The sequence below is a fragment of the Agrococcus sp. HG114 genome (genome assembly GCF_024723325.1).
Lineage (GTDB): Bacteria > Actinomycetota > Actinomycetes > Actinomycetales > Microbacteriaceae > Agrococcus.
In genome coordinates this window covers 24,107-36,396 of sequence record NZ_JANQCH010000001.1, presented here as the reverse complement: position 1 = coordinate 36,396, position 12,290 = coordinate 24,107, and the positions used below count along the sequence as shown (strand labels likewise).

Here is a 12,290-nt window from a genome sequence, read left to right as displayed (position 1 = left end):
TCCGTAAACGGTGAGTTCGCGGCTCGATGCATCGCTTTCGTTGATACAGTCGCGGCATGGCTCGCCTCAGTGGACCCGTGATGACCCTCGTGCAGTTGCGGTACTTCATCGCAGCGGCGACCAAGCGCTCGATGACCGAGGCGTCGATCGATCTGCACGTCGCGCAATCGGCTGTCTCCACCGCGATCGCCCAGCTCGAGCGATCCCTCGATGTCCAGCTGTTCGTGCGCCAGCGCAGCAAGGGCCTCGTCGTGACCGAGGCGGGCGAGCAGCTGCTGCGCGACGCCCGGTCGCTGCTCGCGCAGGTCGACGAGATCACCGACAACGTGCGCGGCCGCCACTACGATCTACGAGGCACGCTGCGCCTCGCGTGCTACGCGCCGCTCGCACCCTTCGTATTGCCGAAACTGATATCGAGCGTGCAGTCGCATCACCCGAGCCTGCGCGTCGAGGTGATCGAGGCCGACGTCGACCGCACCGTCGAGCTGCTGCTCGACGGCTCGGTCGAGGGCGCGATCACCTACGACTTCGGCGCCCTCCACAACATCTCCTACGAGCACCTGTACACGGCGCCGCCGCACATCGTGCTGCCGGCCACCGACGACCTCGCGCGACGCAAGCGCCTGCGGCTGTCGCAGCTGGCCGATCGCGACTTCGTGCTGCTCGACACCGAGCACTCGCGCGACTACTTCCTCGGCATCCTCGAGCGTGCGGGCATCACGCCCCAGATCCGCTTCACCTCGCGCAGCTACGAGACCGTGCGCTCGCTCGTGGCGCGCGGGCACGGGTACTCGATCCTGAACCACATCCCCGCGACCGACCGCACGTACGACGGCGGGCAGCTCGCGGTCGTGCCCATCGCCGACGATGCCGACGCCTTGAACGTCTGCTTCGCCCGCGTCACCGACGTGCGGCCCACCACGCGCGCGCGGGTGATCGCCGAGCTGGCGCGCGAGCTCTTCGCCGGCGCGCGCACGGCGTAGCCGCGAGCGCAGACGACGAGGGCCGCCGGCGAACCTGCCGGCGGCCCTCGCTCCGCTGCGGCCGTGCAGCGGCATCCGTCACTTCATGCCGGTGGTCGCGAGCCCCTTCACGAAGTAGCGCTGCAGCAGCAGGAACAGCAGCAGCACCGGCACCACGGCGACTGCGGCGCCCGCGAACGTCAGGCCCCAGTTGGGCAGCGAGTTCGGGTCGACCTCGTGGGCTACGGCGACCTGGATGAGCTTGAGCTGCGGGCTCTGCAACGCCACGAGGGGCCAGAGGAACATGTTCCAGGAGAAGAGGAACTTGACCAGGATGAGCGTGGCGAGCGCCGTCTTCACGTTCGGCAGGATGATCGAGAAGAAGATGCGGAAGTGGCCGGCGCCGTCGATGCGGGCCGCCTCGTCGAGCTCCCGCGGGATGTCCTCGAAAGCCTGCTTCAGCAGGAACAGGCCGAAGACGCTCGCGACGCCCGGCAGGGCCACGCCCCACAGGTTGTCGGCCAGGCCCATGCCCGACACCACGCGGTAGAGCGGCACGAACATCGCCTCGACCGGCAGCATGAACGTCACGAGGATGAGCGCGAAGACGGCCCCGCGGCCCTTCCACTTCATGCGGGTGAGCGCGTAGGCCGCGAGCGAGCAGACCACGAGCGCGCCGATCACCTCGATGGCCGCGACCGCGAACGAGTTCAGCAGGCTCTGGCCGACGCCCTTCTCGACGAACAGCTGCACGAAGTTGTCGAGCGTGGGGTTCAGCGGGAGGAACGCCTCCCAGCTGAACGGCACAAGGCCCGCGAAGATGTCCTGCTGGCTCTTGAAGCCGGAGGAGATGATCCACATGAACGGCAGCAGGAACACGACGCCGATCACGGCGAGCATGAGCAGCCCGAAGGACCACTTGGCGATCTTGTGGCGCTGCACGCGCACCGGGGGCAGTCCGACGGTCGTCATCAGTAGCTCCAAGTCGTTCGGAGGAGGCGCATCTCGATCGCGCTGATGAGCAGCGCGAAGCCGAGCAGGATGACCGACAGCGCCGAGGCGTAGCCGGGCTGCTGCAGGAAGAACGCCGAGCGGTAGATCTCGAAGACGAACAGGTTCGTCGAGCCCTCGGGGCCGCCGCTCGTGATGACGTAGGCGGGCGCGAAGGCCTGAATCGCGAAGACCGTCATCACCACGGTGACGAGCACCGTCGTGCGGGAGACGAGCGGGAGCGTGATCGAGAAGAGGCGGCGGATTGGGCCGATGCCGTCGACGCTGGCCGCCTCGTGGACCTCATCGGGGATCGACTGCAGGCCGCCGAGGAACATGACCGCGGCGAGACCGATCTGCTGCCACGCCGACATGAGGATGACGGCCGGCAGCGCGAGCCCGGTGTCGGTGAGGAAGTTGAACGGGCCGAGGCCGATCGAGCCGAGCGCCGAGTTGGCGAGGCCGCTCTGGTTGAGGATGAAGCCCCACATCGTCGCGACCACGACGGTCGAGGTGACGACGGGGAGGAAGACGAGGGTGCGGATGATGCCGCGCGCCGGGACGTGGGTGTTGAGGTACACCGCCAGCAGGAAGCCCAGTGGCACCGTCACCACCAGGAAGCCGAGCATGAACAGCAGCGTCACGAGCATCGAGCCGAGTGCGGTCGGGTTCGTGAACGCGCGGACGAAGTTGTCGAGGCCGACGAACTCGGCCATGCCGGGGTTGTAGAGGGTGAAGGAGTGGAGCGAGTCGCGCGCCATCACGGCGAGCGGGAGGTACTGGAAGATCAGCAGCAGCACCAGGAACGGTGCCAGGAAGATGACCGCGGTCCGGATCTCCTTGCGGCGGTGCTGCCGCTCGAGCTTGAGGTGCACCGACCGCTCCTCGGCCGAGGTGGCCCCAGCGGTTGCTGGAGCCACCCCGACGGAGCGGCCAGGGTCGTCGGTCAGGACGTGAGTCATCGTGATTCCCTTGGCTGATGGTGCTGACGCGGGGTCAGCGGAGGTTGGGCGTGAGCTCCTGGACGAGCTGGTTCAGGCGCTGCTCGGGGTCGGCGCCGTAGGCGATGTCCGCGAGCGCGTCCGTCACGAACTGGTCGTACGCCAGGTACGAGGTCGTCTGCGGTCGGGGCTCCCCCCACTCGCGCAGCTGCTGCACCGGGATCTCCATGGGTGCCTCGTGCAGGGTCGGGATGGCGTCGATCACCGAGTTGCGCACCGGCAGCACGCCGGCCTCCTCGGCGTAGCGCTGCGCGAGCTCCTGGCCGGAGATCTGCACGACCACGTCGGCAGCCGCCTCGATGTTCTCCGAGCGAGCCGCGACACCCACGGTGATCGAACCGGTGTGCACGATCGGGGTGACCGTGTGCGGCACCGGGGCGACGCCCCACTCGAAGTCGACGCCAGCCTCTTCCAGGTCGCCCGCGAGGTAGGGGATGTCGAGGTCGAAGCATGCCGTGCCGTTGAGGAACGAGTCGGGGATGGGCGTCTGCGGGCTCACCGCGGTGTCGCCCTGGAAGAGCGTCTGGAACGCGGTCGCGCCGTCGATCATCTCCGGTGTGTTGAGGTAGCCGTCGACGATGAGGCCGTCCTCGGAGATCGCGGCGAAGGTGTTCGCGGCGCTCGAGCCCTCGGGTGCGGTCGGGTCGCCGTAGCCGCGCAGCATCGGCAGCCACGCGTTGAGGGCTCCGGTGCCGTAGCGCGAGCCGGCGAGACCCCACACCTCGGGCGAGCCGGGCTCACCCTGCTGGCAGGCGAGCATCGCCTCGTGCGCCTCGTCCCAGGTCCACGCCTCGTCGAGCGAGGTAGGCACCTCGATGCCCGCGGCATCGGTGAGCGTCTTGTTGTAGAACAGGCCGATGCCGCTGGTCTGCAGGCCGGTGGAGTACACCTGCTCGTTCCACGAGTGCTCGGCGAGCGTCGTCGGGAGCACGTCGTCGTAGAACTCCTCGGGGATGTACTCGTCGAGCGGCGCGAGCACGCCGAGGGCGGCGTAGTTCTTCGTCCACGGGCCGTCGTAGCCGATCAGGTCGAGGGGCGCGCCGCCGGCGGCCTGCACCGAGATCGTCTCGCCGAGCTGGTCGAAGGGCACGCGCTGCATCTCGATGGTGACGCAGGGGTTCGCCTCGGTGTACCACTCGATCTGCGAGTCGAGCGGGTAGCCCGAGGTCGACGTGATGCCGTGCAGCGTCGTGGTGCCGTCGGGGCACTCCTCGGTCGCGGGGCCGGCCTGCGGCTGACCGCCGGCGGTCGCGCAGCCGGCGACCGTCATGACTGCGGCCAGCGAGAGCGCGATGACGGCGCCCCTGGCTCGCTTCGTGGTGTGCTTCATAGTGCTCATTTCTTTCCGGGTCCTTCGTTGGACGAGGCTGATTGCAGGGAGGAGAGGAGTGCGCGGTCGAACCGAGCCTGGTCGGCCGAGAACGCCCACCAGATGTTGGGCTCGGCGTCCAGCCGCTGGTTGACGTCGACGGTGGTGCGCCCGTAGTTGTGGAAGCTCGTCGTGTCGACGCTCGCGTGCACGTGGCGCAGCTCGACGACCTCCGGATCCATGAGGTAGGCGATGCAGAGCGCGTCATGCACGGGGGCCGATGCGGCCTGTTCCATCGGGTGCGTGAGGTCGTGTCCGGTGATGTAGAAGTCGAGCACCGCTGCGACCGTGCTGCCGCCCGGGGTGCCGAGCGCGTCGAGCCGCTCGAGCATCGCGCGGTCCATGACGACGTCGTGGGTCGCGTCGAGCGGCATCACGACGGTGCGCTCGAAGCCGGCCTGGAAGACGACGTCGGCCGCCGTCGGGTCGGCGTAGATGTTGAACTCGGCAGCCGGCGTGCGGTTGCCGAACTCGTGGCCGCCGCCCATGATCACGAGCTCGTCGACGTGCTCGACGATGTCGGGCGCCGCGATCACGGCTGCCGCGATGTTCGTCAGGGGCGCCACTGCGACGATCGTGATGGGCTCCGTGGCGGCGCGCAGGGTCGACACGATCCAGTCGACGGCGCCCTCGTGGGCCGCGCCTCGCCCGGCGGCCGCGAGCGGCAGGGTCGCCTCGTGCATGAGGCCGCTGGAGCGGCCGGGAGCGAACGGGTACGGCCGCGGCACGAGCGGCTTCGCGCGCCCGGCGTAGACCGGCACGTCGCTGCGGCCGAGCGCGTCGAGCGTGCGCAGCGTGTTGTCGGTCGTCTGCGAGAGCGTCAGGTTGCCCAACGCGGTCGTGCAGCCGAGCACGTCGAGGCCGGATGCGCCGACCGCCATGGCGATCGCGACGGCATCGTCGTTGCCGGTGTCGACATCGAGAATGATGGGCCGCATGGTGTTCCCAATCGCATCGTTGCGCCGATCGGACGGCTGGATCCGCCGATAGGGGCCACTGTAAATCGGCGCCGGTCATCAACGCCAATAGGAGAAGTGGGCGCACTGCATCAGTTGAAGTGATCTCACAGGCGCGCGAAGCTGGGCGCCGGAGAGATGAGGTATCCGCGCGCCGAGCGCGCGGTCCACACCGTCGATTCTTCCGGGCCGCACGTCGCGATCCCGCCATACGCGCGCCGCCGCACCCGCTGCCACGGCGGCGGCTGCTGTGCCCGGGGATGCGCGATCGGTCGACATCTGGTATACAAGAAACCAAGCGAGTTGCGAGGAGGCAACGAATGGTCACTGTGGCGCTGCTGGGCACCTTCGACACGAAGGGGGCTGAGTACGAGTACGCCGGCGAGGTGCTGTCGACGATGGGCGTCGAGCCCCTCTACATCGACGTGGGCGTGCTGGGGGAGTCGCAGCTCGCGGCCCACATCGCGCGGGAAGCGGTCGCCGAAGCCGCGGGCATGAGCCTGGAGGAGGTCCGGCAGCAGGCCGACCGGGGCTCCGCGATCGCCTCGATGGCTCGCGGCGCGACGAAGCTCGTCGTCGACCTCGTCGAGTCCGAGCAGATCGCCGGCGTCCTCGCACTGGGTGGCACCGGCGGCACGACGCTCGCCTCACAGGTGATGCGCGCGCTGCCCGTCGGCTTCCCGAAGCTGATCGTCTCGACCGTCGCCTCCGGCGAGACGCGGCACTACGTCGGCGCCAAGGACATCACGATGATGTACTCGGTGGTCGACATCGCCGGAGTGAATGCCATCTCGGCGCCGATCCTCAGCAACGCGGCCGGTGCCATCGCCGGCATGGCGCTCGCCAAGCGGCCGAGCATCGACGCGAAGCCGGTGATCACCGCGTCGATGTTCGGGCTGACGACGCCCGCGGTCACCGCGGCGCGCGAGCGGCTCGAGTCGCTCGGCTACGAGGTGCTGGTCTTCCACGCGACCGGCGCCGGCGGCGACTCGATGGAGGCGATCGTCGAAGCCGGCCTGGCTGTCGGCGTGCTCGACATCACCACCACCGAGCTCGCGGACGAGCTCGTGGGCGGCGTGTTCGCGGCGAGCCCGTCGCGGCTCACCGCGGCCGGTCACGCCGGGGTGCCGCACGTCGTGAGCGCCGGTGCGCTCGACATGGTGAACTTCGGCCCCGCCTCGACCGTGCCGGCCGAGCACGAGGGGCGCACGTTCTACCACCACAACGACTCGGTCACGCTCATGCGCACCTCCGCGGAGGAGCTGCAGGAGATCGCCCGCCGCATGGCCAGCCGCCTCAATGCGCGCCATGACCGCGAGGCGACGATCGTCTTCCTGCCCGAAGCGGGCTTCTCGGGTATCGACATCGAGGGCGGCGCCTTCTTCGACCCGGCGGCCGACGCCGCCTTCGTCGAGACCCTGACGAGCGAGCTCGACCCGGCGATCCGCGTCGTCCGTCGCGACGTGGACGTCAACGACCAAGAACTCGCAGTCGAGATGGCAGACGCCCTCGACCGCGCCATCCGCAGCAACCAGAAGGGCGAATGACCATGGACCGCAAGACAGCGCTCGCGAAGATCCGCGAGCAGATCGCAGCCGGCTCGCCGGTGATCGGCGCCGGCGCAGGCACCGGCCTCTCGGCCAAGTGCGCCGAGCAGGGCGGCGCCGACCTGATCATCATCTACAACTCGGGTCGTTACCGCATGGCCGGCCGCGGCTCGCTCGCCGGCCTCATGCCGTACGGCGACGCCAACGGCATCGTCGTGGAGATGGCCAACGAGGTGAACACGATCGTCAACGACACTCCGGTGCTCGCCGGCGTCTGCGGCACCGACCCGTTCCGCTCGATGCCCCGCTTCATCCGCGAGCTGAAGGACCTCGGCTTCGCCGGCGTGCAGAACTTCCCGACCGTCGGCCTGATCGACGGCGTCTTCCGTCAGAACCTCGAGGAGACGGGCATGGGCTACGACCTCGAGGTCGAGGCCATCCGCGAGGCGCACGCGCAGGACATGCTCACCTCGCCCTACGTCTTCGACGAGGAGCAGGCGCGCAAGATGGTGGAGGCGGGCGCCGACATCATCGTCATCCACGTCGGCCTCACCACCAACGGCGCGATCGGCGCGAAGACGGCGCTCTCGCTCGATGACGCCGTCGAGCGCGTGCAGGCCATCCGCGACGCCGCGGTCGAGGTGCGCGACGACGTGATCGTGCTCTGCCACGGCGGACCGATCGCCGAGCAGGAGGACGCGGCGTACGTGCTGCAGCGCACGACGGGCGTCGACGGCTTCTTCGGCGCGTCGAGCATGGAGCGGCTCCCCACCGAGCGCGCCATCACCGAGCAGCTCAAGGGATTCAAGAACATCAGCATGGAGGCAGCAGCATGACGACAGCAGAGCTCACGATGCTCAACGCGATGGCCGACCCGGACTTCGACGCCGCGATCGCGAAGCACAAGGAGTGGGGCATCCGCCACCTTGACATCCGCGACGGCATCGCCGGCAAGTGGGTCAAGGACATCACGGTCGACGAGGCCCGGGAGGCCAAGCGCGCCGCCGATGAGGCCGGGCTCGAGGTCTTCTGCCTCTCGACCAGCATCTTCTACGGCGACGTGACCGAGGGCGAGCAGGCCTTCCGCGAGAAGCATGTCGGGGCGCTCGACCACATCCTCGAGATCGCCGAGGTCTTCCAGCCGCGGCTCGTGCGCATCATCGCGGCGCAGCTGCCCGGTCGCGAGGCCGACGCCTCCGCGGTCGAGATCCTCAAGCGCGACTACCCGTGGCTCATCGAGCAGTACCGCGAGGTCGTCGACCGGATCGCCGCCGCAGGCCTGACCGCGACGATCGAGAACGAGGCCAACGTGAGTTTCCTCTCGCGCACGCAGGACTTCGTCGACTTCTTCGAGTGGCTCGACCGTCCTGAGGTCTCGCTGACCTGGGACATCAACAACCAGTGGGCGACGGGCGTCTTCCCGACGCAGGACGACTACGAGCAGCTCAAGCCGCTCATCCACTACTTCCACCTCAAGGGCGGGCAGCACGAGGGCGACGACCTGCGCCTCAAGTGGAACAGCTCGCTCGAGGACTCGACCTACGATGTCGTCGGCATCACCAGCCGCGTCGTCGCGGACGGCGTCTCGCCCGTGATCTGCCTCAACCCGTCGCAGCACGGGGAGAACAAGCCGGGCTACGACTACGACAACCTGGTCAAGCGCGACGTGGACTTCCTGCGCGCGAACGTGGAGGGGATCCGCTGATGAGCTACCAGAGGGAATTCGAGCGGCGCGTGCGCGTCGGCGTCGTCGGGCTCGGCTCGCACAGCTACCGCAACCTGCTGCCGACGCTCACCTTCCTGCCGGTCGACCTGGTCGCCGTGACCGATCTCGACAAGGACCTCGCCGACGCGACGGCCAAGCAGTACGGCGTCGAGCGCTCGTACCAGAGCACGGCCGAGATGTACGCCTCCGAGGATCTCGACGCGGTGCTCCTGTGCGTCTCTCCGCAGCTGCACCCGCGGCTCGCGCGCGAGGCCTTCGAAGCCGGGCTGCACGTCTGGCTGGAGAAGCCGGTGGGCACGAGCGTGGCGGATGTCGACTCGATGATCGAGGCGCGCGGAGACCGCATCGCCGTGGTCGGCTACAAGAAGGTGTTCATGCCGGCTGCGGTGAAGACGCGCGAGCTCACGGGGCTGCCGGAGTTCGGCAAGCTCCACTCGACCTCGGCGGTCTACCCCATGAGCATCCCGCGCGGCGACGCCGAGTTCATCGCCCGCGGCGAGAACAACCGCTGGCTCGTCGACGGCTGCCACCCGACCGCTCTGCTGCTCTCGCTCGGCGGCCGCGCCGTCGAGGTGACGACGCACCGCGCCGACGACAACTCCGGCGCGCTCATCATCCGGCACGAGGGCGGCAACATCACCGCGCTGCACCTGGCTGACAGCGCGCCGATGTTCCAGCCGTCCGAGCGCTACACGCTCATCGGTGACGGGCAGAGCGTCGAGATCCGCAACACGCGCACGGTCACCTACCAGCGCAACATCCCGCACAGCTACGTTGCCGGCACGACCTTCGCTCCCGAGGGCACCGACCACGGCGCCATCGTCTGGGAGGCGCAGGACTCGTACAACACGCTCGAGAACAAGGCGCTGTTCACGCAGGGCATGTACGGGGAGCTGCGCTACTTCCTCGACTGCGTGCTCGAGGGGCGGCCCGCCGAGCTCTCGACGCTCGAGTTCGCCCGCAACGTCATGCAGGTCTTCGAGGCCGCGCTGCAATCCGACGGCACCCCCGTCGCCATCAACGACTGAAGAAGAGGAACACCATGAACGACAAGATCGACACCCCGCACACCCTTCGCACGAAGGATCAGCACATCATCGAGCCCCAGCCCTGGGGCCGGCTCGAGTGGTACGTCTCGGCTGCGATCGGCAACTCCGAGAAGCTCACCGTGGGTCTGTGCGTGCTCGACCCGGGCCAGGCCAACGGTCGTCACTGGCACCCCACGAGCGACGAGGTGCTGACGGTGCGCAAGGGCAGCATCATCCACACCTGGAACGACCAGGAGTTCCCGATGGAGGAGGGCGACGTCATCTCGATCCCGCAGGGCGTCGTGCACAACGCGCGGAACGTCGGCGAGGGCCAGGCCGAGCTGAGCATCGTCTTCTCCACCGCCTACCGCACCACGGAGGGCGAGGAGTCCTGAACCCGTAGAGGCCGGGGTCGCTGTCATCTCGACGGCGACCCCGGCCTCTGCCGTGCGCGCTCAGACCGCGACGGTCTCCGCATCCGTCGTGGCGGGCAGGCGTCGCAGCGCTTCGGTCTCGACCGCGGCGATGTGCTCGATCATCGCGGCCTCGGCGGCCGCGGCGTCACCGGCTGCGAGCGCGTCGTGCACGCGCTGCCGGTCGTCTACCGTGTGCGCCGCGACGTCGTGCTCGACGTTGACGAGGTGGCGCACGAGCTGGATGCGCAGCTCGAGGTTCTTAAGGTGCTCGGTCAGCAGTGCGCTGCCGGCCACCCGCACGATCAGGGCGTGGAACTCGCGGTCGGCCGCCTCGAACTGCTCGGTGTCGTCGACACCGAGCGCGGCGGTGCCGCGATCGATGATCTCGGCCAGCTCGTCGAGCTCAGCGGGCGTGATCGTGCCCGCCGCCTTCCGCGCGGCGAGCCCTTCCATCACCTTGCGCAGCTCGTAGAGCTCCGCGACCTGGGTGCGGGTGAAGACGCGGAGGAACGCGCCGCGGTAGGCGCGCTGCTCGACGACGCCGAGGCTCGCCATGCGGGCGATGGCCTCGCGGAGCGGCGTGCGGCTGACGTCGATGCGCTCGGCGAGCGAGCGCTCGTCGAGGCGCTCGCCCATCACGAGCTGGCCGCTCAGGATGAGTTGCCGCAGCCGGTCGAACGCCACTTCGTTGACCGTGCGCGGGTCACTGCTCCATTGGGTCATCAGGGCCTCCCTCGGCCGCATGCTATCGCGAGCGCAAGGCGCAGCGTCCGCTCAGTGTTCATGGTATACCAGACTTGACGTGGTGGTATTTGGTATGCCAGCATCCATGGATGCACATCGCAGTGCATCTCGACTCACTTGAAAGGGCAACGATGCTCGTAGATTCGACTTCCGGAGGCGAAGCCCGCGTGACGCCGGTGAAGCTGGGTGCCGTGCCCAAGCATGAGCGCCGCCACCTGCTGGCGCTCAGCTGGGGCCACGCGCTCGAGTGGTTCGACTGGGCGATGTTCGGCCTGCTGTCGGTCTACATCGGCGCGGCGTTCTTCCCGGCCGACAGCGTGCTCGCGTCCACGCTCAACGCACTCGCGGTCTTCGCGGTGGGCTTCATCGCCCGCCCCATCGGCGGCGTGGTGTTCGGCTTCATGGCCGATCGCATCGGCCGCAAGCGCATCATGATCGGCGCGATCGCCGCGGTCGCGGGCGCGAGCCTCGTGATCGGTGTGCTGCCCGATTTCGAGACGATCGGCTACCTCGCGCCCATCACGGTCGTGGTCATGCGCCTGCTGCAGGGCCTCTCCGCGGGCATCGAGGCGCCGCTCGGAACCGCCTACGCGCTCGAGCTCGTCCGTGAACGGCCCGGCTACGTCGCAGGCTACTTCGCCTTCTTCAACAACTTCGGCAACCTGCTGGCGCCGCTGTCGGCCTTCTTCATCACCCTCGCGCTCGGGCCTGAGCTGATGGGCGAGTGGGGCTGGCGCGTGCCGTTCATCATCGGTGGCCTGCTCGGACTCGTCGTCCTCTACCTGCGTCGCACCCTGCCCGAGACGCTGCACACGACGGCCATCAAGGCCGGCGAGGCCGCTGACCCGATCGAGCAGGCGAACCCGGCCGTGTGGTCGACGGTGCGCAAGCACTGGCTGAGCGTCGTGGCGATCGTGTTCATCGTCGGAGCGATGCAGTCGTTCATGTATGCGTTCCTCTCGGGCCTGCCGAACCTCGCGAACGGCGCCTTCGAGGAAGACCCGACGGGTGTCTTCGCGGTCACCACCGGGCTCGGCATCTTCCTGACCCTCGGCGCGCTCGTGCTCGCCAAGACGCTCGACAAGATCAAGCTGTCGCGCTGGTTCATCGGCGCGCGCCTGCTGACGATCCCGGCGATCTTCCTGATCCTGCTGTACTCGGGCCCCGGGCTCGGCACCTTCGGCCTCGTGATGGCTGTCGGCGGCGTGCTCATCCTGCTCAACGGCACGGTCTTCGTCGTGGTGGCCAACTCGATGCTGCCGCAGCACGTCCGCGGCACCGGCGTCGGCCTCGGGTACGGTATCGGGGTGGCGCTCTTCGGCGGCACCGCCTCGTACATCCTCGTCTGGCTGCAGTCGCAGGGTGCGTACTGGCTCTTCCCGACCTACGTGGCGCTGCTGTGTGCGCTCAGCGTGGTCTTCTACATCCTCGCGAAGCGGAAGCACGGCGTCTACGTCGGTCGCTGATTCGGAACCAAGGAGAAGGGCGAGTGCGTTTCGGCGCACTCGCCCTTCTCTTGCTAGCACTCACCTGGCGGGGCCCACTCGGCGC

12 protein-coding genes are annotated in these 12,290 nt (G+C 68.6%); 7 read left to right on the top strand and 5 right to left on the bottom strand.

All coding sequences use genetic code 11. The annotated features are described in order from the left end of the window. The first annotated feature begins 56 nt into the window (after positions 1 to 56). The gene (locus NWP09_RS00180; protein ID WP_258273524.1) at positions 57 to 983 is read left to right on the top strand and encodes a LysR substrate-binding domain-containing protein; all 927 of its coding nucleotides are present in this window, start codon (positions 57 to 59) and stop codon (positions 981 to 983) included. Between the two features lie 78 nt (positions 984 to 1,061). Here NWP09_RS00180 and NWP09_RS00175 read toward each other — a convergent pair whose 3' ends face one another. Genes NWP09_RS00175 through NWP09_RS00160 form a run of 4 tightly spaced genes read right to left on the bottom strand, consistent with a single transcriptional unit; the run spans position 1,062 to position 5,260 of the window. Further along, complete coding sequence (locus NWP09_RS00175; protein ID WP_258273523.1) at positions 1,062 to 1,934, bottom strand: carbohydrate ABC transporter permease; 873 nt, start codon at positions 1,932 to 1,934, stop codon at positions 1,062 to 1,064. Continuing rightward, positions 1,934 to 2,914: a carbohydrate ABC transporter permease gene (locus tag NWP09_RS00170; protein WP_258273522.1), complete on the bottom strand. Its 981-nt coding sequence runs from the start codon at positions 2,912 to 2,914 to the stop codon at positions 1,934 to 1,936. Before NWP09_RS00170 ends, NWP09_RS00175 begins: the two co-directional genes overlap by 1 nt. Positions 2,915 to 2,948: 34 nt before the next feature. Beyond that, a complete protein-coding gene (locus NWP09_RS00165; protein ID WP_258273521.1) occupies positions 2,949 to 4,283 on the bottom strand; it encodes an extracellular solute-binding protein in 1,335 nt (444 codons plus the stop codon). Between the two features lie 5 nt (positions 4,284 to 4,288). Beyond that, positions 4,289 to 5,260, bottom strand: coding sequence for a nucleoside hydrolase (locus tag NWP09_RS00160; protein ID WP_258273520.1), 972 nt, complete (start codon positions 5,258 to 5,260; stop codon positions 4,289 to 4,291). Between the two features lie 338 nt (positions 5,261 to 5,598). Here NWP09_RS00160 and NWP09_RS00155 point away from each other — a divergent pair, with 338 nt between their 5' ends. From NWP09_RS00155 to NWP09_RS00135, 5 genes are read left to right on the top strand one after another with little or no spacing between them, the layout of a single operon-like run. Next, entirely contained in the window at positions 5,599 to 6,825 is a 1,227-nt protein-coding gene (locus tag NWP09_RS00155) for a Tm-1-like ATP-binding domain-containing protein (protein ID WP_258273519.1), read from the top strand. 2 nt (positions 6,826 to 6,827) lie between these two features. Further along, the gene (locus tag NWP09_RS00150; protein ID WP_258273518.1) at positions 6,828 to 7,661 is read left to right on the top strand and encodes a phosphoenolpyruvate hydrolase family protein; all 834 of its coding nucleotides are present in this window, start codon (positions 6,828 to 6,830) and stop codon (positions 7,659 to 7,661) included. Next, a complete protein-coding gene (locus NWP09_RS00145; RefSeq protein ID WP_258273517.1) occupies positions 7,658 to 8,530 on the top strand; it encodes a sugar phosphate isomerase/epimerase in 873 nt (290 codons plus the stop codon). The genes NWP09_RS00150 and NWP09_RS00145 overlap by 4 nt, the downstream gene beginning before the upstream one ends. Beyond that, positions 8,530 to 9,579, top strand: a complete 1,050-nt coding sequence (locus NWP09_RS00140) for a Gfo/Idh/MocA family protein (protein ID WP_258273516.1) — start codon at positions 8,530 to 8,532, stop codon at positions 9,577 to 9,579. Before NWP09_RS00145 ends, NWP09_RS00140 begins: the two co-directional genes overlap by 1 nt. 14 nt (positions 9,580 to 9,593) lie before the next feature. Further along, on the top strand, positions 9,594 to 9,974 hold the full coding sequence (locus NWP09_RS00135) for a cupin domain-containing protein (RefSeq protein ID WP_258273515.1): 381 nt from the start codon (positions 9,594 to 9,596) through the stop codon (positions 9,972 to 9,974). 60 nt (positions 9,975 to 10,034) lie between these two features. On the opposite strand, the gene NWP09_RS00130 is transcribed toward NWP09_RS00135, so the two are convergent. Continuing rightward, on the bottom strand, positions 10,035 to 10,718 hold the full coding sequence (locus NWP09_RS00130) for a GntR family transcriptional regulator (RefSeq protein ID WP_258273514.1): 684 nt from the start codon (positions 10,716 to 10,718) through the stop codon (positions 10,035 to 10,037). 212 nt (positions 10,719 to 10,930) lie between these two features. Here NWP09_RS00130 and NWP09_RS00125 point away from each other — a divergent pair, with 212 nt between their 5' ends. Further along, positions 10,931 to 12,205: an MFS transporter gene (locus NWP09_RS00125; protein ID WP_258273513.1), complete on the top strand. Its 1,275-nt coding sequence runs from the start codon at positions 10,931 to 10,933 to the stop codon at positions 12,203 to 12,205. Positions 12,206 to 12,290: the final 85 nt, after the last annotated feature.

Bases quoted from the DNA above. Each gene is read 5' to 3' on its own strand.
- NWP09_RS00180 (WP_258273524.1), top strand. From the start codon at position 57: ATGGCTCGCCTCAGTGGACCCGTGATGACCCTCGTGCAGTTGCGGTAC.
- NWP09_RS00175 (WP_258273523.1), bottom strand. From the start codon at position 1,934: ATGACGACCGTCGGACTGCCCCCGGTGCGCGTGCAGCGCCACAAGATC.
- NWP09_RS00170 (WP_258273522.1), bottom strand. From the start codon at position 2,914: ATGACTCACGTCCTGACCGACGACCCTGGCCGCTCCGTCGGGGTGGCT.
- NWP09_RS00165 (WP_258273521.1), bottom strand. From the start codon at position 4,283: ATGAAGCACACCACGAAGCGAGCCAGGGGCGCCGTCATCGCGCTCTCG.
- NWP09_RS00160 (WP_258273520.1), bottom strand. From the start codon at position 5,260: ATGCGGCCCATCATTCTCGATGTCGACACCGGCAACGACGATGCCGTC.
- NWP09_RS00155 (WP_258273519.1), top strand. From the start codon at position 5,599: ATGGTCACTGTGGCGCTGCTGGGCACCTTCGACACGAAGGGGGCTGAG.
- NWP09_RS00150 (WP_258273518.1), top strand. From the start codon at position 6,828: ATGGACCGCAAGACAGCGCTCGCGAAGATCCGCGAGCAGATCGCAGCC.
- NWP09_RS00145 (WP_258273517.1), top strand. From the start codon at position 7,658: ATGACGACAGCAGAGCTCACGATGCTCAACGCGATGGCCGACCCGGAC.
- NWP09_RS00140 (WP_258273516.1), top strand. From the start codon at position 8,530: ATGAGCTACCAGAGGGAATTCGAGCGGCGCGTGCGCGTCGGCGTCGTC.
- NWP09_RS00135 (WP_258273515.1), top strand. From the start codon at position 9,594: ATGAACGACAAGATCGACACCCCGCACACCCTTCGCACGAAGGATCAG.
- NWP09_RS00130 (WP_258273514.1), bottom strand. From the start codon at position 10,718: ATGACCCAATGGAGCAGTGACCCGCGCACGGTCAACGAAGTGGCGTTC.